15 protein-coding genes are annotated in these 19,770 nt (G+C 69.7%); 7 read left to right on the forward strand and 8 right to left on the reverse strand.

The genetic code is table 11. The features are described 5' to 3' along the window. Positions 1 to 939: an electron transfer flavoprotein subunit alpha/FixB family protein gene (locus FZ938_RS22160; RefSeq protein ID WP_149200610.1), complete on the forward strand. Its 939-nt coding sequence runs from the start codon at positions 1 to 3 to the stop codon at positions 937 to 939. A 95-nt stretch (positions 940 to 1,034) separates the two neighbouring features. Then, a complete protein-coding gene (locus FZ938_RS22165; protein ID WP_149200611.1) occupies positions 1,035 to 1,913 on the forward strand; it encodes a 3-hydroxybutyryl-CoA dehydrogenase in 879 nt (292 codons plus the stop codon). A gap of 207 nt (positions 1,914 to 2,120) precedes the next feature. On the opposite strand, the gene FZ938_RS22170 is transcribed toward FZ938_RS22165, so the two are convergent. Further along, positions 2,121 to 4,574 (reverse strand): glucose/quinate/shikimate family membrane-bound PQQ-dependent dehydrogenase, encoded by a 2,454-nt coding sequence (locus FZ938_RS22170; RefSeq protein ID WP_149200612.1) that lies wholly within the window; start codon positions 4,572 to 4,574, stop codon positions 2,121 to 2,123. Between the two features lie 194 nt (positions 4,575 to 4,768). On the opposite strand from FZ938_RS22170, the gene FZ938_RS22175 reads away from it, so the two are divergent. After that, positions 4,769 to 5,290: a BON domain-containing protein gene (locus FZ938_RS22175; protein ID WP_149200613.1), complete on the forward strand. Its 522-nt coding sequence runs from the start codon at positions 4,769 to 4,771 to the stop codon at positions 5,288 to 5,290. Between the two features lie 155 nt (positions 5,291 to 5,445). Beyond that, positions 5,446 to 5,655, forward strand: coding sequence for a hypothetical protein (locus FZ938_RS22180; protein WP_149200614.1), 210 nt, complete (start codon positions 5,446 to 5,448; stop codon positions 5,653 to 5,655). Between the two features lie 42 nt (positions 5,656 to 5,697). Here the strand turns inward: FZ938_RS22180 and FZ938_RS22185 are convergent, their stop codons facing one another. Further along, entirely contained in the window at positions 5,698 to 6,009 is a 312-nt protein-coding gene (locus tag FZ938_RS22185) for a hypothetical protein (protein ID WP_149200615.1), read from the reverse strand. 307 nt (positions 6,010 to 6,316) lie between these two features. Here FZ938_RS22185 and FZ938_RS22190 point away from each other — a divergent pair, with 307 nt between their 5' ends. Together FZ938_RS22190 and FZ938_RS22195 are read left to right on the forward strand one after the other, a co-directional pair. Then, on the forward strand, positions 6,317 to 7,570 hold the full coding sequence (locus FZ938_RS22190) for an allantoate amidohydrolase (RefSeq protein ID WP_149200616.1): 1,254 nt from the start codon (positions 6,317 to 6,319) through the stop codon (positions 7,568 to 7,570). A 13-nt stretch (positions 7,571 to 7,583) separates the two neighbouring features. Continuing rightward, positions 7,584 to 8,822, forward strand: coding sequence for an ArgE/DapE family deacylase (locus FZ938_RS22195; RefSeq protein ID WP_149200617.1), 1,239 nt, complete (start codon positions 7,584 to 7,586; stop codon positions 8,820 to 8,822). A gap of 7 nt (positions 8,823 to 8,829) precedes the next feature. Here FZ938_RS22195 and FZ938_RS22200 read toward each other — a convergent pair whose 3' ends face one another. Genes FZ938_RS22200 through FZ938_RS22225 form a run of 6 tightly spaced genes read right to left on the reverse strand, consistent with a single transcriptional unit; the run spans position 8,830 to position 16,481 of the window. Further along, complete coding sequence (locus tag FZ938_RS22200; protein WP_149200618.1) at positions 8,830 to 10,620, reverse strand: alpha/beta fold hydrolase; 1,791 nt, start codon at positions 10,618 to 10,620, stop codon at positions 8,830 to 8,832. Next, positions 10,617 to 13,121: a glycoside hydrolase family 2 protein gene (locus FZ938_RS22205; protein WP_149200619.1), complete on the reverse strand. Its 2,505-nt coding sequence runs from the start codon at positions 13,119 to 13,121 to the stop codon at positions 10,617 to 10,619. Before FZ938_RS22205 ends, FZ938_RS22200 begins: the two co-directional genes overlap by 4 nt. Before the next feature lie 6 nt (positions 13,122 to 13,127). Further along, a complete protein-coding gene (locus FZ938_RS22210; protein ID WP_246799085.1) occupies positions 13,128 to 14,111 on the reverse strand; it encodes a DUF1839 family protein in 984 nt (327 codons plus the stop codon). After that, a complete protein-coding gene (locus FZ938_RS22215) occupies positions 14,108 to 15,034 on the reverse strand; it encodes an amino acid--[acyl-carrier-protein] ligase (RefSeq protein WP_149200620.1) in 927 nt (308 codons plus the stop codon). The genes FZ938_RS22210 and FZ938_RS22215 overlap by 4 nt, the downstream gene beginning before the upstream one ends. Beyond that, positions 15,031 to 16,236, reverse strand: coding sequence for an acyl-CoA dehydrogenase family protein (locus FZ938_RS22220; RefSeq protein ID WP_149200621.1), 1,206 nt, complete (start codon positions 16,234 to 16,236; stop codon positions 15,031 to 15,033). The genes FZ938_RS22215 and FZ938_RS22220 overlap by 4 nt, the downstream gene beginning before the upstream one ends. After that, complete coding sequence (locus FZ938_RS22225) at positions 16,233 to 16,481, reverse strand: acyl carrier protein (protein ID WP_085090880.1); 249 nt, start codon at positions 16,479 to 16,481, stop codon at positions 16,233 to 16,235. Before FZ938_RS22225 ends, FZ938_RS22220 begins: the two co-directional genes overlap by 4 nt. Before the next feature lie 605 nt (positions 16,482 to 17,086). Between FZ938_RS22225 and FZ938_RS22230 the strand changes: the two genes are divergently transcribed. Continuing rightward, positions 17,087 to 19,738 carry a methyl-accepting chemotaxis protein gene (locus FZ938_RS22230; RefSeq protein ID WP_149200622.1) on the forward strand — a complete coding sequence of 884 codons (2,652 nt, stop codon included), beginning with the start codon at positions 17,087 to 17,089 and terminating at the stop codon, positions 19,736 to 19,738. The last annotated feature ends 32 nt before the right edge of the window (positions 19,739 to 19,770 follow it).

The raw sequence follows: 19,770 nt of genomic DNA on the forward strand, positions 1-19,770 counted from the left end.
ATGGCCAACATTCTCGTCATCGCGGAACACGACGGCGCCTCGCTGAAGCCCGCCACGCTGAACGCCGTCACCGCCGCTTCCAAGATCGGCGGCGACATCCACCTCTTGGTCGCCGGCAAGGGCGCGCAGACCGCCGCCGAGGCAGCATCCAAGGTGGCCGGCGTCGCCAAGGTGCTGCTGGCCGACGATGCCGCTTATGAGCATCAGCTGCCGGAAGACGTCGCCCCGCTGGTGGTGTCGATCGCCAAGAACGGTTACGGCCATGTGCTGGCCGGCGCCACTTCGGTCGGCAAGAACCTCCTGCCGCGCGTCGCCGCACTGCTGGACGTCGCCGCCATCTCCGACATCACCGCCGTGCTGTCGGCCGACACCTTCGAGCGGCCGATCTATGCCGGCAACGCCATCGCCACCGTGCAGTCGGCCGACCCGGTGAAGGTCGTCACCGTCCGCACCACCGCCTTCGAGACCGCAGCATCCGAAGGCGGTTCGGCCGCAGTGGAGAGCGTGGCCGGTGTCGGCGCGTCGGGCCTGTCGAGCTTCGTCTCGGCCGAGCTGACCAAGTCGGAGCGTCCGGAGCTGACCGCCGCCCGCGTGGTGGTTTCGGGTGGCCGCGGCATGCAGTCGGGCGACAATTTCCCGATGCTGGAGGCTCTGGCCGACAAGCTGGGTGCCGCGGTGGGCGCCAGCCGCGCCGCCGTGGACGCGGGTTTCGTGCCGAACGACTACCAAGTCGGGCAAACCGGCAAGATCGTGGCGCCGGAGCTGTACATCGCCGTCGGCATCTCGGGTGCGATCCAGCACCTCGCCGGCATGAAGGACAGCAAGGTCATCGTCGCGATCAACAAGGATGAGGAAGCGCCCATCTTCCAGGTCGCCGATTACGGCCTCGTCGCGGACCTGTTCAAGGCCGTGCCGGAGCTGACGGAAAAGCTTGGATAAGGCGCGCTGATCCGGACTGCCGCGGCGGTCACCGGATGGAACCGGTGCCCGTCGCGGCGGACCAACTTACCCACATCCTTCGCGGGACAGCCTCCATGACCACGATCAAGAAGATTGGCATCATCGGTGCGGGCCAGATGGGCAGCGGCATCGCCCAGGTCTGTGCCCAGGCCGGGTACGACGTCACCCTGTCCGACATCAGCGAAGCGGCGCTGGAAAAGTCGCTCGCCGGCATCTCCCGGAACTTCGACCGGCAGATCCAGAAGGGCAAGCTGAGCGAGACGGACAAGACGGCGGCGCTGGGCCGCATCGTCACCGGCACCGACCTGTCGATCTTCGGCGACTCCGATCTGGTGATCGAGGCCGCGACCGAGAACGAGGCACTGAAGCGCGACCTGCTGAAGAAGCTGGTTCCGCACCTGAAGCCGGAGGCGCTGATCGCGACGAACACCTCGTCGATCTCGATCACCCGTCTGGCGGCGGCGACCGACCGCCCGGCCAAGTTCATGGGCATGCACTTCATGAACCCGGTGCCGGTGATGCAGCTGGTCGAGCTGATCCGCGGCATCGCGACCGACGAGCCGACCTTCAACGCCATCAAGGAACTGACGCTCGCCATCGGCAAGACCGCCGCGGTGGCCGAGGATTTCCCGGCCTTCATCGTCAACCGCATCCTGCTGCCGATGATCAACGAAGCCGTCTATACCCTCTATGAGGGCGTCGGCGGCGTCGATGCCATCGACACCGCGCTGAAGCTGGGCGCCAACCACCCGATGGGCCCGCTGGAACTGGCCGACTTCATCGGCCTGGACACCTGTCTGGCGGTGATGCAGGTGCTGTATGAAGGGCTGGCCGACAGCAAGTACCGCCCCTGCCCGCTGCTGGTGAAGTATGTCGAGGCCGGCTGGATCGGCAAGAAGTACGGCCGCGGCTTCTACGACTACTCGCAGACGCCGCCGGTGCCGACGCGCTGAGGATTGTTTGGTTGGGGAAAGCCCGCCCTGGGGAACCGGGGCAGGCTTTTTTGTTGGGCAGTGACGATGCCCCCACAGCTCTTGCCCCCACCCCAACCCTCCCCCGCTGGGCGGGGGAGGGAGCAAGTGCTGACACGGAAGAGCAGCAGCAGTCCCTCCCCCGCCCAGCGGGGGAGGTTAGGTGGGGGCAATCGAAGCCGACGCCCCTCACTTCGGCAGCGCATAGGCGATCACCGAATCGCCCGCCTTGGTCCCGAGCGAGCCGTGCCCGCCGGCCACCACCAGCACATATTGCCGGCCGTCCTCGCCCTGGTAGGTCATCGGGGTGGCCTGACCGCCGGCCGGAAGACGGCTTTCCCACAGCTGCTTGCCGGTGGAAACGTCGTAGGCCCGCACATAATAGTCGATGGTGCCGGACAGGAAAGCCACGCCGCCAGCGGTCATGATCGGGCCGCCCAGGTTGGGCACGCCCATGCGGAAGGGCAGCGGCACCGGCGAGGCGTCGCGGGTGGTGCCGTTCTTGTGCTTCCACACAATCTTGCCGGTCGTCAGGTCGGCCGCCGCGACATAGCCCCAGGGCGGCGCCTGACAGGGCAGGCCCAGGACCGAGACGAAGGGGGCGAGCTTCACCGCATAGGGCGCGCCGAAATTCTCGTTGAGAGCCGGCAGGCTGAATTGCGGCCGTTCCCCACCCTGGACATACAGCTCCGTGTCGTTCTTGCGCGGCACCAGCTGCGAAACGAAGGCCAGATTGGCCGGCGTGGTGAAGGCGATCTGGCGCTTGGGGTCGACCGCGACGCTGCCCCAGTTGAACACGCCGAAATTGCCGGGATAGATCAGCGAGCCCTGCAGCGTCGGCGGGGTGAAGCGGCCGTCGTAGCGCAGGCGTTTCAGCGCGATGCGGCAGGCGAGCTGGTCGAACATCGTCGCGCCCCACATGTCAGCCCCGGTCAGCGGCGGCGGGTCGTAGGACAGGGCGGAGACCGGCTGGGTCGGGGCGCTGTGGTCGCCCTCGGCGGCCCCCTGCGGCGCCGGCTTCTCGGTCACCGGCAGGATCGGCTTGCCGGTGCGGCGGTCGAGCACGAACAGTTCGCCCTGCTTGGTCGGCTGCACCAGGGCCGGGACGGTCTGACCGTCGACGGTCAAGTCGATCAGGCTGGGCTGTGCCGGCACGTCATAATCCCACAGATCGTGATGCACGGTCTGGAAGACCCAGCGCACCTGCCCCGTCGCCAGATCGAGCGCCACGACGGACGAGGAGAAGCGCTCCACCGCCGGGCTGCGGTTGCCGCCGAACTGGTCGGGCGGCTGGTTGCCCAGCGGCACATAGACCATGCCCAGCGCCTCGTCCACGCTGGAGATCGACCAGCTGTTGGGCGAGTTGACGGTGTAGGTCTGGCCGTCGGAGATCGGCGTGGTCTGGTCCGGCTTGGCCGAATCCCAGTTCCACACCAGATGGCCGTCATTGACGTCGAAGGCGCGGATCACGCCGGACTGCTCGTGGACCGACACATTGTCCAGCACCGTGCCGCCGACGATGACGAGGTTGGCCGTCACCACCGGCGGGGAGGTCGAGTAATAGGCGCCGGGCTGGACGTTCGGCATGTTGGCCCACAGGTTGATCTGCCCGTCCTGGCCGAAGCCGGTGCAGATCGACCCGTCCTCCGGGTTCAGCGCGACCAGACGGCCGTCGGCGGTCGGCATGAACAGCTTGGCGGCACAGGCGCCGCCGGTCGCCGGGGCAGCGGCGGAGGCCTGCTGGGCCGGGTGGTAGGACAGGCCGCGGCAAGTCAGATGTTGCAGCGCCAGCTGCTTCTGGTCGATCTGCAGATCCCGGCGCCACACCTCCTTGCCGGTGGTCGCATCCAGTGCAATCACATGCTGGTGGGGCGAGCAGAGGAACAGGCGGTTGCCGATCTTCAGCGGCGTCACCTCGAACGTGGTTTCCTTCGGGTCACCGGGCTGACCGCGCAGGTCGCCGGTCTCATAGGTCCAGGCGACCTGAAGCTTGTCCACATTCTCCGGGGTGATGCCGGTCAGCGGCGAATAGCGCTGGCCGTAGCCGGTGCGGCCATAGGCCTGCCACTCCCCGTCCGGGATCGCCGGGCCGGAGCCGGTGCCTGCATCCGCGGCCCCAGTATCCCCGGCAAAGGCCGTCTGCTGCCGCGGCGGAACCGTGCCGTCGATGCGGTGCGGGTCGGTGAACCAGGAGACGACCCCGACCAGCAGCACGATCACCAGCGAGGCGGTGAGCGGGATGCCGGTGCCGCGGAAGACGCCGACGGGATAGGCGCCCGGCGCCCGTTCGCCGGCCACCGGTTCACGCTCGCCCAGGCTGCGGGTGATCCAGGGCAGAATAAGCAGGAAGCCCACCACCGCGATCACGTCGCCGCGCGCCGACAGCCGCCACCAGTCCAGCCCGGCTTCCCACAGCGCCCAGATCAGCGTGCCGATCACCAGCACCGCGTAGATCGACAGCGCCGTCGGCGACCGCTTCACCAGCAGCGCGGCGGTGGCCAGGAACAGCACGCCCGCGATGGCGTAGTACCAGGACCCGCCCAGCAGGATCAGCCACAGCCCGCCGCCGAGCGAGCCGAGCCCCAGTATCGCAAGAAGGATGACCATCGCCCAGAGGGCGACGCTTCGATTTGAATGTGTCATGGCACGTCCTCAGCCAAAGCTCTTTTCGAACCCAACTCCCGGCCGTTGACTTGGTTGCGCCTCTTTTGAGCGGTAGCCGCCATGCGCCCGCCGCCGCCGTTTCGCGGCAACCTTCCGGAACGGACAGGGGAACGGGCCGCGCGCACCGACTGTTGAACGGCCAACGATCCCCAAACCATGAAACGGAGGCCGCCATGCATCGCCATCCCTGGAGCGAGGAGTTCGCGAAGATGAGGCCGGAAGCGCGCTATCGCGGCGTCGGCCCGCGCAACTACCGCCGCTCCGACGAACGCATTTTGGAGGACATCAACGAACGCCTGACCGATGACCACCACATCGACGCATCGGACATCGGCGTGAAGGTGGAAGGGGGCGAGGTGACGCTGTCCGGCACCGTGGCGGACCGCGCCGCCCGCCGCCGGGCGGAGGACATCGCCGAGAGCGTTTCGGGCGTCGGGCATGTGCAGAACGACCTGCGGGTCGCCAGCCGGGCCGGCTCGGGCCGGACCGCCACGGTCGGCGTCGGCGAGCGGGTGGAACCGGCAGCCCCGCAGGGCGAGGGCAGCGTGACCGGCCCCGGCGCCCCGGCGCGCGACGCGATGGTGGCCGCACTCGACAACAGCTCCATGGTGTTGGGCAAACAGCCGCTGCCGGAGGATGACACCCTGCGGCGCGGTGACGCCATGGTCGGCAGCGAGAGGCGCGACCGCCGTTAGATCGGCGCCCGCCTGCGCCGGATGCGCTGCTGCCCTGCGCGGAGGACCGGAAGGCCGGAGGGGGTACTTAACCGTTGGTTAACCGGCGGGGACCATTGTCCCGCGGCCAATCGAGTATCCCCTCTCAAGCCTTCTGGAACAGAGCAGCTGCCATCATGGGCAACAAGACCATCAAGCTTTCCGACAAGTCCGGTTACCGCGACGTCGCGCTGGACCAACTGCCGCGCAACGTCCGCGCCGCAGTGACCGACCTGTCTTCCAAGAACCCGGTCGCCGACATCATCGTCGACCAGTCCGGCATGCTGTACCGCATCCACCTGTCGGCCCCGGCCAACATGTATGTGGATGTGCTGGCCGTCGCCTGACGCGACACCACAGCTTCCACGGTCGGAAAGGGCGGCTTGCAGCTATTGCAGCCGCCCTTCGTCGTTCCGGCCCTCCAGCCTTGCCAGCGCGCGGTTCAGCAGGCGGGGCGGCAGCATCGCCACCGCTCCTTCCCGCACCGCCCGCACATCCTCCAGGTCGAGGCCGGTGACGACGGCCAGCTGGCGGTCGTCCAGACCGCGGTCTTCGGCCAGAATCATGATCCATCCCGCCAGCGTGCGGGCCTGGGCCAGTTCGGTGCGGTCGTTGAACCAAAGGCTGCCACCCCGCCCACCTAGCGGGCGGCCAATCGGCGTTGCGTTTTCGAAAGGCATATCGGGATCGAAAGACGTCATGGACGCACCTCCCCTCAGCAGTTTCTTTCGCACTCGCAGCAAAAACACAGACTCATCGGCAGATTTTGTTCCGCTTCATCTATGAAGTCTGCGGCCGGCCTTCCAGAGGGTGGTAGGCAATATTCGGCACTCCCAACGATCTTTCTCCTGTCTTTTTGCGCTGCGGCATGATCGGAAGGCGCCGGGCGGCCCCCTTTCCGGGATTCTTTGAAACTGTCTTCACCGGCCGGGGGCTAGGGCGGAGCGGTGGCTTCGGCGTATAACCGGGGGCATCGTCCTGTTTCCCCCGCGCAGTCCGGACCCGCCGATGCCCGAATCCCCGCTCTCTGGACCGGCCCTTCTCGACCGCATCGACGCGCTGGCGGCGATCAGCGCGGAGGATGGCCGGTTGTCGCGCCTCTACCTGACGCCGGAACACCGCCGTGCCAACGACCTCGTCGCCGCCTGGATGCGCGAGGCGGGCATGGTCGTGCGCGAGGATGCGGTCGGCAACATCATCGGCCGCTATGAGGGCAATCAGCCGGGTCTGCCGGCGCTGCTGATCGGTTCCCACCTCGACACCGTGCGCGACGCCGGGCGCTATGACGGCATGCTGGGCGTGCTGAGCGGCATCGCCGTGGTCGCCGACCTCAACGCCCGCCGCCGGCGCCTGCCCTTCGCCGTCGAGGTGATCGGCTTCGGCGACGAGGAGGGCACGCGGTTCCAGTCAACCCTGATCGGCAGCCGCGCCATCGCCGGCACCTTCGACCCGGCGGTGCTGGAGACGCGCGACGCCGCCGGCACGCGGCTGGCCGACGCGATGACAGCCTTCGGTCTTCAACCCGCCGCCTGGGCAAGCGCGGCCTACGAGCCGCATGCCGTGCTGGCCTATGTGGAACTGCACATCGAGCAGGGGCCGGTGCTGGAGGCGCTGGGCCGGCCGGTCGGCGTCGTCACCGCCATCGCCGGCGCCACCCGGCTGGCGGTGACGGTGGAGGGGATGGCCGGCCATGCCGGAACCGTGCCGATGACCCTGCGCCGCGACGCGCTGGCCGCCTCCGCCGAGATGATCCTGGCTGTGGAACAGCTCTGCTCCGGGCAGGAGCGGCTGGTCGGCACCGTCGGCCGGATCGAGGCGTCGCCCGGCGCCACCAACGTCATCCCCGGCAAGGTCCGCTTCACCATCGACCTGCGCGCCGACCGTGACCCCCTGCGGCTGGAGCGGGTCGGCGCCGTCCGCGCCCGGCTGGAGGCCATCGCCGACGCCCGCGGCGTCGCCATCGGCTTCGAGACCCTGCATGAAAGCCCCGCCGTCGCCTGCCACCCGGCGCTGATGGCGCAGTTCGCCGCCGCGGCGGCCGCCGAAGGGCTGGACGCGCCGGAACTGCCGAGCGGCGCCGGCCACGACGCCATGGCGGTGGCGGCGCTGACCGACATCGCCATGCTGTTCGTGCGCTGCGAACGCGGCATCTCGCACAACCCGGCCGAACGCATCACCGACGCCGACGCCGAGGCCGGCGCCCGCGTGCTCGCCCGCTTCGTCGACCATTTCCAGCCCGCAACCTCCCCCTCCATCCCGTGACGGACCGCCTGCCATGACCGACCTGTCCCCCTCCCTCGCCGCCACACTGGATGAAGCGGTGAACGCCCGCTTCGACGAGGAGGTCCGTTTCCTGGCGGAGCTGGTGAAGGTGCCGTCCGACAACCCGCCCGGCGACTGCGCCCCCCACGCCGTCCGCGCCGCCGAACTGCTGGAGGCGATGGGCTTCACGGTGGAGCGCCACCCGGTTCCGCCCGAGCTGGTGCGGGCCAACGGCATGATCAGCGCCACCAATCTGGTGATCCGCCACCGCTTCGGCGATGGGCCTACCGTAGCGCTGAACGCCCATGGCGACGTGGTGCCGCCGGGCGAGGGCTGGTCGAGCGATCCGTATGGAGCGGAAATCCGCGACGGCGTGATGTATGGGCGCGGCGTGGCGGTGTCGAAGTCCGACTTCGCCACCTACGCTTTCGCCCTGCAGGCGCTGATGGCCTCGAACGCGCCGCTGAAGGGCACGGTCGAACTGCACCTGACCTATGACGAGGAGGCCGGCGGCGAAATCGGGCCGAAATGGCTGCTCGACCAGGGGATTTCCAAGCCGGACTACGCGGTGTCGGCCAGCTTCGCCTATTCGGTGGTGACCGGGCACAACGGCTGCCTGCATCTGGAGGTGCAGGTCGACGGCAAGTCCGCCCATGCCGCCCGTCCCGACACCGGCCATGACGCGCTGGAGGCGGCGACCGGCATCCTGACCGCGCTCTACGCCCACCGGCCGGAGCTGGCGGAGCGCAGGTCCAGCGTCACCGGCATCACCCACCCGTCGCTGACCGTGGGGCTGATCCAGGGCGGCATCAACACCAACGTGGTGCCCGACCGCGTCACCTTCCGCCTCGACCGCCGCATGATCCCGGAGGAGAACCCGGCGGAGGTGGAGGCCGAACTGCGCGCCCTGATCGAGCGCGCCGCCGCCGGCCGGGACGGCATCCGCGTCAGCATCCGCCGCATCCTGCTGGCCCGCCCCTTCCGCTCGGTCGGCGACGCGCCGCGGCTGGCGTCGCTGTTCGCGGCCCATGCGCAGGAGGTGCTGGGCGTGCCGGTCGGCCAGAACGGCATCCCGCTCTACACCGACGCCCGCCATTATTCGGAGGCCGGCATCCCCACCATTCTCTACGGCGCCGGCCCGCGCGACCTGCTGGAGGCCAACGGCCACCGCGCCGACGAAAAGCTGGTGCTGGAAGACTTGCGCCGGGCGACGCAGGTGGTGGCGCGGTCGCTGGCGGAACTGCTGGGGTAGGCGGCCCCTACCCCACCCGCTCGCCGGACGGCAGGCCCCCGGGAAGCCCCAGACTCCAGCTGGTGAGGCCCGAGACGGTGGGATCTGACTGGGCGGCGGATTCCAGGCAGGTCAGATGGCGGTCGATCAGCCGGTCCAGACGGTCGCGCGCCTCCCACACCGTCAGGCTGTGGTCGGAGCGGTCGAGATAGACCACCTCGATGCCGGGCAGGCCGTCCAGGGCACGGCCCCCCTCCCCCAGATGCAGGTAGAATTCGGCCAGCGTCATGTCGCCGCTGCTGTAGACCACCAGCACCCGCCGGCCTTCCGCCGACAGGCGGCGGAACATGCGCAGGGCGTGGCGGGTCATGCCGGTGCGGATCAGGGTCTTGCGGATGAAACGGCCGGCCAGACGCTTGGCCAGCCCGATGGTGCGGGCCGGCTTGCGGATGCTGGCGCGCAGCCGGGCTGGCTTCAGCGCCTCCAGCAGATATTCCCTGGTGGAGCGGAAGGCGACCGTCCGCATCAGATCCATGACGGCGATGCCGCCGCCCAGTTCGAACCGGCCGGGGTTCAGCACGATCTGCCCGACCACGCGGTCGTCGCCCAGGCCGGCATGCAGGGCGGGCGTGCCGCCGGCGCACAGGCCGATGACGACGACGCGCTCGTGCCCCTGTTCCTCCAGCCAGTTCAGCGCGGCACGGACGTCGGTGATCACCTCCTTGTTGTAGAGCAGATTGTCCGGGAAGCCGGGCCGGTCGGGGCTGTCGCCGATGCCGGCCGCATCGATCCGGAGCGAGGCATAGCCGCGCGCCGCCAGCCGCCGCGCCTGGACCACGGTGGCGCGGCCGGAGCCGACATGGTGGGTGGCGCCGCTGTTCAGGAACAGGATGGCGGGCCGGTTGCCGGCGGGATCGGCCAGGACCGGGGTGCAATAGACGCCGAACAGCTCCGGTGCCGAACCGAAGAAGACCGGACGTTCGACCGCGGTCGGCATCATCAGGCCGGCCGGGCGGTCCGGCGGCGGGGTGGCGCCGCTGGCGACCGGACCGGCGGCGATCCAGCGCAGGACCGGCTCCAGCACCGCGGCGGCCTGGGCGCCCTGGGGCTGCTGGACCAGTTCCATCACGCCGCTGACGCCCATCGGCTCCGCCACCGCACCCATGGCGCGCCAGCGGGTGGCGAGCTTCACCGGCGTCTTGCCCTCCGGGCGGTCGGCGATCAGGATGCGCGGGGCGGGTAGCGCCGGCCGGTCGAACGGATTGAGGGCGCCCAGCGCCAGCGCCGTTTCGGGCGTCACCGGCATGCCGATCACGTTCAGCCAGGAGGCGCGTTCCGGCGGTTCCGGATTGCAGACCGGACGCAGCACGATGGCCGCCAGGGTCTGGAGTTCACGAAGCGCCTTGCGGCCCGAGGTGATCGGCGACACCAGAGCCAGCGTGTCGACGCCCTGCCCCTCGTCCGCCAGTTCCTGCGCCGCCGCCGTGGCGAGCAGCGAGCCCATGCGGTAGCCGACCAGGGTCAGTTCGGTGACGCCGGTGTCCTCGCGCAGGCGGCGGACCGCCGCCTTGACGCTGTCCACCCAGGCGCGCACCCGGTCGGGTTCGCTGTCATCCCCGGCCGAATCGCCGGATCCGGGATAATCGAAACGCAATGTCGGCAATCCGGCCGCGGCCAGCCCTTCGGCGAAGCTTTTCCAGGCACGGTGCGCGCACAGCTCCTCATAGCCGTAGGGACCGCACAGAACCACCCCGCGCAGTCCCTGCGCCGGATGCAGCCATCCGAAACAACCATCGAACACCACCGGTGTCGGCTTCATGCGTTCCCCCTGTAGCGGACGGGCGCCAGCGCGTTCAGCGCATGGACCTCGCCGTTCGGCACCGGTCGCCCGGCCGATGCCATCCCGTCCTCGACCCCCGAACCTGCCCGCAGCCGCAGGCGGACGACCCGCTCGACACCGGGCGGAAGATGGAACCAGGCATCTTCCGCCTGGAACCGTTCGTCCTCCACATGCACCGAACAGGCGAACCGCCCCGTGGCGAGCCGCAACGCCCAAACCTGTCCCTGGTCCTCCACCATCGCGGTCAGCCCCAGATCGGACCGCGGCAGCGCGCGTCCCTTGGGGAAATAATGAGACTCGTCAATTGGTTCCGCGTCCCTTTCGGCCGACAGCAATTGCACCGTCACCACATCGTGTGGGATAGGCCCAAACCTGTAGGCGTAGGTCGTGTCAAAAAAGCGGTCGGACAGCTCGGCGGCGGCCAGCGTCGCCGCTCCCCGCGCCGGCAGCGTCACCGGCCGCTCCGCCTTCAGCACCGGCACCGACCCGTCCCGCCAAGCGGTCAGGCGCAGCAGCGCCTCCACTGGCCGGGCGGTATCGTTGACCAGATGCACCGCCAGCCCGTTGACGCCCTCGTCGGTCAGGATCACCCGCAGCGGCCGGAAGGCACGCTTCAGCGCATGCCAGGCCGGCTTCGGCGTGCCGTCGGCGGCGACCACCCCCCAGCCGGCGCCCCAACCGCCGCCCCAATCGCCGCTCGGCCAGGGATCGCGCCACTGCCAGACCAGACCGCCGGCGCAGGTCGACCCGGTGCGCCGCCACTCGTCGAACACCGCCTGCATCACCTCGCCGGTCACGGCGCGCGACAGGCGGCGGTAGCGGTCAGGGTCCTCGTAGCGCAGGCGGCGCGGATCGACGGCATAGAGCGCCTCAAGGTAATGCTCCCGCACATCCTCGAAGTCCCAGGAGGCGCCGGGGTCGCGCGGCACCCGTTCCTTCCAGCGGGGATGATGGAGCGCCGGAACGCCCAAAGGATTGTCCTCGCCCAGGTTGGCGAAGGCGAGGCATTCGCTGGCGAAGCGCACACTGGCCCGCCGGGCATCCTCCAGCGGCTTCATGTAGGCGCCGACCCCGTAGTAATGGGTCACCCCGGCATTGGCGATGAAGGGCAAGGCCCCGCCGCTGGGGGAGTTGGCGACCCGGATCAGGTCGGGCCGGCGGGTGGCCGTCTCCTCCGCGATCACGGCGGTGAGCGCAGGTTGGGTCCAGGAGGCGCGGGGCAGCCCCAGCATGGCCGCCTGCTGCTCCATCTCGCTGCCGCCGCACAGCACCGCCAGCGACGGCGACGCCTGGATGCGGTCGAGCAGCTGCGCGATCTCCGCCCGCACGCTGTCGAGGAAGGCGGCGTCGGTGGGATAGTCGAAGTTGGCGAACATGGCGTCCTGCCAGACCAGGATGCCCAGCTCGTCGCACAGCTCGAAGAAGGCGTCGCCTTCATACAGCATGGTGCCGCCGACACGGACCATGTTGGCGCCGGCCTCGCGCATCCGCCGAAGTTCGGGTTCGTAGGCCGCGCGGTCGGACGACAGCTCGACCAGATCGACCGGCACCCAGCAGCCGCCACGGCAGAACACACGGACGCCGTTCACCAGCAGGGCGAAACCGTTGCCGTCCGGACCACGGTCGACCTCCAGCGAGCGGAAGCCGACGCGGCCAAGATCGACCTCGACGGCACCAATCCGCGCGACCACGCCGTGCAGGACCGGCTCGCCATGGGTGTGCGGCCACCAGGGCTCGACGCCCGGCAGGGTCAGGTCGGCGCTGAACCCATCGACGCCGTCGAAGACGAGCGGCGCCGTCCGGCCGGCGACTTCCACCGATCCGGTGGCGCCGGCCGCCGCCCCCTCCACCGTCAGGCGCAGCGACAGATGGCCGTCCCGCCCGTCGTAGCCGCTGCGCAGATCGGCGCCAAGCACGCGGCAAGGCCCGGTCTCCTCCACCAGCTCCACCGGGCGGAAGGGACCGACGGCGTGGATCGGCGGGCACCAGCCGGGCATATGGCCCAAGAGCGTGGTGCGGACGAAGCGCAGCCCCGCCGGCTCGGCCAGCCTGGGCCGCCAGCGGGCGCGGCCCTTCTTCGCCGCCAGCACCGGATGCAGGGCGTGGAAACGGATCGACAGTTCCGCCTCGCCGTTCAGCGTCACCGGCACCTCATGGGCCAGATACATGCTGTCGGAGGTCAGGATGCGCTCGCCGTCAAGCCGGACTTCCGCGATGGTGGCGAGGCCATGGAAGCGCAGGAGGCGCGGACCGTGGCCGGTCAGGCGGGTGCGGTAGACGACATCCCTGTCATGGAGGGGGGCGGGATCCCCGGCCGACCACAGGCCGGCGGCCTGGAGCGCCTGGGCGGCGGTGCCGGGCACCGGGGCCGGGATGCCCTCCGCCCCGTCATCCGATCCGCCGGGCGCCGATACGGTCAGCGTCCATCCCTGGTCCAGAAGGGTCTGCCGGCGTCCGGTGACGGATCGGATACGGGCCATCGCCGCTCACCCGTATCGCCGGGCCAGACTGCCCAGGACGGCGTCGTAGCCCCGTTCCAGCCGGTCGAAGCTGTCGGTCAGGTCGGGCGCCTTGCGCCGGGCCACGGTGCGGGCCAGCTGGAACTGCATCGCCTTGGCGCCCTCGGCGATGGACCGGCAGGCCTCCACCGCGTCGGCCGGGCCGTCGAGCCAGCGGACATGGGCGCCCAGCAGCTCGAAATTGGCGCCGAGCTGGCGCAGCAGGTTGAAGGCGTAGAGGTGGAAATACTCCATCGGCCGGCTCAGCAGCCGGTCCAGATGCTCCGGGAAGGCGGCGCGATAGGCCGTCACCGGATTGCCGGCCGGACGGCGGGCGAGATGGCGGCGCAGCAGGTCGAGCGAGGCGGTGACCAGCGCCCCGCCCTCCAGTGCCGCCGTGCCCGGCTTCACGAACTCGACGTAGGGGAAGAGCGGTCCGGCCGCCGCGGCGGCGACGCCCTCGTAATCGGCGCCCTCCAGCCGGTAGAAGCCGGCATTGTGGAAGTAGTCCATCGTCCGCGCCGCCGGATCGATGCGGACGATGCCGACCGTGGTCTTCACATGGGTGGTGCCATAGGACGTGCCGCGGGTGTCCGGCAGATGGAAGCCATCGACCTCCACCAGCACCAATCCGCCGCCCTCAAGATTATTGGCCGTGCTACGCTTCAGCTGCTCCGCCACATGGGCCTCGACGCTGTCGTAGATCGCCAGTTCCTGCACGCGCAGGCCGTACAGCGTCTCCAGATCCTCCAGCGGAACCTTGAAGAAGGTGAACTGGTCGCCTTCGAAATCCTGGGTGACGGTGAAGCCCAGCATCGCCCGCGGTTCCAAGCCGCGGGCGTGCAGCGCTTCGATCCACAGATCGACGTAGCAGTTGGTCTCCGGCCAGATGCGTTCTTCCTGGCTGCCCTGGTGCAGGGGATGGCGGTCGTACCCGTCGGGCCGGTGCGGAGTCCACATGCTGGCGGTCACCCCCACAGGACCTTGCGGACCGAGGCCGGCCACTGCGCGGGGTCGAAGCCGTGGTGGCGGAACAGCGCCAGCGCCACGCGCTCCATGCCGAAGCCGACGCAGGCGGTGTGGGCGACGCCGCCGTCGGCGGTGTGGATGTCCCACAGATGGCCGAAATGGTCCTGGTGATAGTTGAAGCTGAGGCAGGCGGTCGGCTTCTCATTGCTGGTGATCGGGATCAGCAATTCGAACTTCAGCTTCTGCTCGCGCTGGCTGCTCGACAACATGGCGCCGGCCCGGCCGAAGAAGGGATCGTTGGCGACATCGACGTCGAGCGGCACCTCCAGCGACCCCATCATCTCGCGCCCGCGCTCCAACCACAGCTCGCGGAACTCCACGACCTGATCGGGGGTGCCGATGCGGATGTACTCGCGCATGCGGAACAGCTGCATGCGGGCGGGGTCGATCGACGGCTCGCGCCGGAAGCAGTAGGAGAAGACGTCGATCAGCTTGCCGTCGCCGGGCAGCGCGCCGCGTTGGGCGATGGTCGGATAGACCGGGTAGCAGGCGGCCGGGGTCATCACCACGTCGGTCGCGACCTGATCCTCGGTCCAGTCCTGCCCCTCCTCCAGCCGGCGCAGCAGGGTGCGGTGCGCCTTCTCGTCGCCGCCGAAGGCGTGGATGGTGCCGGCAAGATGGGGAAAGCTCTTCAGATATTCGCTTTCCTCGAAATACTGGCGGTTCAGGGCTGGTGGGAAGCGCATCACCTCCGCCCCGTCCTGGCCGCCCCAGCGGGTGACCAGGGCGTCGAAACGCTCCACCACATCCTCGAAGACGCCGCTGCGGCCATAGAGGCCGTCCACGCCGGTGGGGATCAGCAGCCCGGATTCCACCAGCTCGTCGCGGTAGGCGGCCTGGGCCGCGGTGATGTCGACCATGTTCATTCGAAGGGCCCCAACCCGTCCCGCTGGACGAGAAGCTGAGTGGCGACATGCGACATGATGCGGTCGTTGCCGATCATGAGCGCGGCGGAATGGGCATCGCGCAGGTGGCGACCCAGGCTGTAGGGGGTGTCGTTGCGGTAGCCCGCAAGTCCGCAGGTGCGGATCGCCGCCTCCACCACCTCGCGCACCAGTTCCGACGTGGTGACCTTCAGCGTGCTCATCGCCGTGGCGAAGGAGAGGCCGGTCAGCTGCTCCGGCGAGCCGCTGGCCAGCTCGTACTGGCGGATCGCGGCGAGGATGACGGCCTTCATCTGCTGCAGCTTGGCGGTCGCCTCGGCCAGCCGCACGGCCGACGCCGGGGTGGTGCCGGGCTTGCGCTTGGCCTCCGAGCGGACGAAGGCGCGGGCGCGGCTGACCGCGTCGGCGGCGATGCCGAGCCAGGTGCTGCTCCACAGGATGTGGGTGACCGGCAGCATGGTCTGGGCCGACAGGTCGGCATAGGGCAAGGGCAGGATCTGGTCGATGACGCCCGCCGCCTCCAGCCGGTAGCCGTCGGAGCAGGTGCCGCGCATGCCCATCGCGTCCCACAGCGACGTCTTCTCCAGCCGGTAGTCGTCCTTGGTCACCACCACCAGCGCCTGATCCGACGACGGCGCGTCGGGGTTGCGCCGCGCGGTGACCAGGATCACGTCGGACTGGTCGCCGTAGGAGATGACCGACGCGTTCTTCGCCAGGGTGAAGCGCCCGCCGTCAGCGTGAACGGCGCAGACGCTGTTGCGGATGTCGCCGCCGGTCTCCTTCTCCGTCGTGGCGGAGCCGAGCAGGAGCTGTTCGGCGGCGAGACGCGCCATCAGCGCGCGGTGCCAATCGTTGGTGCCGTGATTGACCAGACAGGCGACCTGGATCTGGTGCATGGCATAGATCATGCCGGTGGCGGCGCAGCCGCGGGCCAGCGCATGACAGGCCGCCGCCACGTCGAACAGCGAGGCGCCGGCGCCGCCGAGGTCCGCCGGGACCATGACGCCCAGCAGCCCTTGCTCGCGCAGGGCGTCGAAGGCTTCGGTGGGGAAGCGGCCGTCGCGGTCGACGGCATCGGCATGGCGCGCGGCGATCTCCGCACCGATGGCGCGCGCACGGGCCGCGGCATTGACCGAAGCGGGGGCTGCCGCCCGCTCGGCCAGGGCGGCCGCGGCGGCGTTCACGCCTCGCCCCCGTCGACCAGACCGCGCACCGCGTCGCGGATCGCGGCGATGCTCTCGAAGGTGCGGCGGTTCAGCAGCTTTTCCGGAAACTCGACGTCGAACTGCTCCTCCAGCCCCAGCATCAGGCCGACGCAGCCGTGCGAGGTGAGGCCGGCGGAATAGAGGTCGTCGTCGATGGCGAGGGTGCCGGCATCGACCGCCAACCCGCCGCACTCCGCGAGGACGGAGCGGATGCCGGCAACCATACCATCGTCGCTCCCTCCGGTTGCGGATGGGGGAAGCCCGGTGGTCCCAACGGTCATGGAGCCCTCAAAGGACATATTGGCGAAAGGCTGGCTGGCATCCTGCGGCATTCTCGAAATCCCTTGGGTAACGTGCTGATCCCAAGCTAGCCACGCCACCCCGGTGCTTCCACTCGGCATCGGTATGGCCGTCCCGCTATCCAAGTGATCGGTTTTTCGCCGGTGGGGGTAAGCACACGGATAAGGTCGGTCGATGGCCCTGATGCCTTTCGTGCTGCCCGCTATGGCCATGATCCACGCGCATAGGCCTGGGCTTGGCAGTTCGGAAGCGGGCTGCTGACTTTCCCAGCGAAGAAATTTTCACACCGACGATGGGCAGATTTTCCACATATCGGAAGGTATAGGACTATCTTTTCGAGGTAGCGGAAAAGTGATTGACGGCCGCTCACCGCCTCGAAAATCATGCAAGGGCCGGTGTGGCCGATCGTCGCAAGCACGTCTTGAAGCTTGCAGTTCCATGATTGCGCACAATTCGGGCTTGCGGCCGGCAACGACCATATCTGCCCTTACCTGCCCGCCCTTACCTGCTTTGTGGGGAAACCGACGCCATGACCATTGCCGCCCCCGCCGTCCCACAGTCTGGCGCAGTCAGAACCGGGCGCCGTCTCGGCGTGCGGGCCAAGCTGATGCTGTCCTTCGCCGGCATGGCGGCGATGACGGTGGCGGCGAGCGCCGTCGGCCTGATGTCCTTCTCCGCGGTGGAACGGCCGATGACGCAGATCGCCGACACCAGCCTGCCGGAGATGGAGCTGGCGACCCGGCTGGCCGGCGAAAGCGGCGCCATCGCCTCGGCCGCCCCCATGCTGGACGGCGCCGCCAGCCAGGAGGAGCGGGAGCGCATCCGGGAGGAGGCGAAGGAACGCGCCCGCGGCTTCCTGTCGCTGGTCGACGAGCTGGCCGGACGCCGACCGCAGGACCCGCTGCTGACGGAGGTGCGCGAGACCGGCAACGCGCTGATCGCCACGCTGGACGGCATCAACGACGGCGTGGCGCGGCGGCTGTCCGTGCATGACCGGCGCGAGGCCGCGTCCACCCGGCTGGCCCAGAGCTATGACGGCTTCCTCAAGACACTGGCCCCGCTGGTCGATGGCGCCGGGGAGGCCTTGCAGCAGAAGGGCATGGCGCTGGACGGAGGCATCGACCGCGACATGGGGACGCTGTCGGACGCCGTGCGGTCGATGATCGCGCTCTATGACCTGCGCAGCGGCATCGCCGGCGCGCTCGACGCCATGAACCGCTCCGGCACGGCACAGGACGCCAAGACCATCGGCGAGCTGCAGCAATCCTATCTGGAGGCGTCGTCGCAGGTGACCGCCACGCTCGGCACGCTGGGCGACCGCCTGGCCCCCGACAGCGCCGGCAGGATCGATGCGCTGTTCCTGTTCGGCTATGGCAAGGACAATGTCTTCGACCTCCGCCGCGCCGCGCTGGACGGCACCGGGAACGCCACTGGGAACGCCACTGGGAACAGCGCCGGGGTGGTCGATCGCCGGCTGGCCGAGCGGCTGACCGCCGCCAGGACGCAGGCCGCCCAGCTGCTCGACGGGCTAAAGGCGCCGCTGCGCAAGGTGCAGAGCGACATCAAGCGCGCCAACTTCGACATCCGTTCCCAGGTGCAGGGGGCGGTGCAGGACCTGCTCGGCAGCGGGCTGGAGCGCTTCCGCACGAATTTGGAACTGTCGACCTACGGCACCGCCCTGACCGGCGCGCTGAACGAGGCGGCGCAGGCCCCGGACGCCGCCCGCCTGGACCTTCTGGAAAAGCGCTTCACCGCCGCGTCCTCGTCGCTCTATGAGCGCATCGGCACCCTGCGCGGCCAGTCCGGCGACAATGCCGCCGGCACCGAGGTGCTGACGGCGCTGGCAAAGGCGCTGATCGGCTTCGGCCGCGGTGAGGAAGGGGTGATCGCCCTGCGCCGCGCCGAACTGGCGGCGGCGGCCGACACCGAGCGGATGCTGGCCGAGAACCGGCAGCTGGCCCAGCGCTTCGCCGCCACCGTCGACCGCGAGATCGCCGCCATGCGGGACCAGGCGAAGGCGGCGGTAACCGGCACCGAAGGCACCATCGCCGCCGGCCGCCACATGCTGATCCTGTTCGCCGTCGGCAGCCTGATCGGCGCCGCGGCGCTGGCCTGGCTGGTGGTCGGCCGCCACATCGTCGCCCGGCTGAGCGCGCTGTCCGACGCCATGCGGGAGATCGCCGAGGGCCGGCTGGATGCACCGATCCCCGCCGCCGGGGCTGACGAGATCGGCGACATGACCCGCGCCCTGATGGTCTTCCGCGACACCGCCAACGAGGCGAACGCCGCCAATGCGCGGGCGGAGGCCGAACGCGGCCGGGCCGCCGGCGAACGCCGCCGCGCCATGGTCGAGATGGCGGAGAATTTCGAGAGCAGCGTGCGCGGCGTGCTCGGCCGCGTCGCCCAGGCGGCCGGCGAGATGCAGGACATGGCCGAACGGATGACCCGCAGCGCCGACCTGACCGCCGGCGAGGCGACGACCGCCGCCGGCAGTTCCCAGCAGGCGGAGGGCAACGTCAAGGCGGTCGCCGCCGCGACGGAGGAGCTGTCGGCCTCGATCCAGGAGATCGGCACCCAGGTCCATGCCTCCAGCCAGATCGCCCGCAAGGCGGCGGACGAGGCTGAGCGCACCGACCGCACGGTGGAAGGGCTGGCCCAGACCGCCGGCCGCATCGGCGAGGTGGTCGGGCTGATCCAGTCCATCGCCGGCCAGACCAACCTGTTGGCGCTGAACGCCACCATCGAGGCGGCACGGGCTGGAGAGGCCGGCAAGGGCTTCGCCGTCGTGGCGAGCGAGGTGAAGGGCCTCGCCACCCAGACGGCCAAGGCGACGGAGGACATCTCCGCCCAGATCGCCGCCATGCAGTCGGTGACGCAGGAGGCGGTGGACGCCATCCGCTCCATCGCCGGCACCATCCGCGAGGTGAACGAGATCGCCGCCACCATCGCCGCCGCGGTGGAGCAGCAGAGCGCCGCCACCCGCGAGATCGCCCGCAATGTCGGCGAGGCGGCGGACAGCACCCAGCATGTGCGTGGCAACATCGACTCGGTCGCCGATGCGGCGCGCGAGTCGGGGGAGTCGGCCAACCGCGTGCTGTCGGCCTCCTCCACCGTGCAGGAACAGCTGCGGACGCTGGCCGGTCAGGTCGACGGGCTGGTGGAGGAGATGCGGGCGGCCTGAGTCCGGTCCATCGCAGGGAGACGGGCCAAATG

Origin of the sequence: Azospirillum oryzae, assembly GCF_008364795.1 — a bacterium.
Classification (GTDB): Bacteria; Pseudomonadota; Alphaproteobacteria; order Azospirillales; family Azospirillaceae; genus Azospirillum; species Azospirillum oryzae.

Bases quoted from the DNA above. Each gene is read 5' to 3' on its own strand.
- FZ938_RS22160 (WP_149200610.1), top strand. From the start codon at position 1: ATGGCCAACATTCTCGTCATCGCGGAACACGACGGCGCCTCGCTGAAG.
- FZ938_RS22165 (WP_149200611.1), top strand. From the start codon at position 1,035: ATGACCACGATCAAGAAGATTGGCATCATCGGTGCGGGCCAGATGGGC.
- FZ938_RS22170 (WP_149200612.1), bottom strand. From the start codon at position 4,574: ATGACACATTCAAATCGAAGCGTCGCCCTCTGGGCGATGGTCATCCTT.
- FZ938_RS22175 (WP_149200613.1), top strand. From the start codon at position 4,769: ATGCATCGCCATCCCTGGAGCGAGGAGTTCGCGAAGATGAGGCCGGAA.
- FZ938_RS22180 (WP_149200614.1), top strand. From the start codon at position 5,446: ATGGGCAACAAGACCATCAAGCTTTCCGACAAGTCCGGTTACCGCGAC.
- FZ938_RS22185 (WP_149200615.1), bottom strand. From the start codon at position 6,009: ATGACGTCTTTCGATCCCGATATGCCTTTCGAAAACGCAACGCCGATT.
- FZ938_RS22190 (WP_149200616.1), top strand. From the start codon at position 6,317: ATGCCCGAATCCCCGCTCTCTGGACCGGCCCTTCTCGACCGCATCGAC.
- FZ938_RS22195 (WP_149200617.1), top strand. From the start codon at position 7,584: ATGACCGACCTGTCCCCCTCCCTCGCCGCCACACTGGATGAAGCGGTG.
- FZ938_RS22200 (WP_149200618.1), bottom strand. From the start codon at position 10,620: ATGAAGCCGACACCGGTGGTGTTCGATGGTTGTTTCGGATGGCTGCAT.
- FZ938_RS22205 (WP_149200619.1), bottom strand. From the start codon at position 13,121: ATGGCCCGTATCCGATCCGTCACCGGACGCCGGCAGACCCTTCTGGAC.
- FZ938_RS22215 (WP_149200620.1), bottom strand. From the start codon at position 15,034: ATGAACATGGTCGACATCACCGCGGCCCAGGCCGCCTACCGCGACGAG.
- FZ938_RS22225 (WP_085090880.1), bottom strand. From the start codon at position 16,481: ATGGTTGCCGGCATCCGCTCCGTCCTCGCGGAGTGCGGCGGGTTGGCG.
- FZ938_RS22230 (WP_149200622.1), top strand. From the start codon at position 17,087: ATGACCATTGCCGCCCCCGCCGTCCCACAGTCTGGCGCAGTCAGAACC.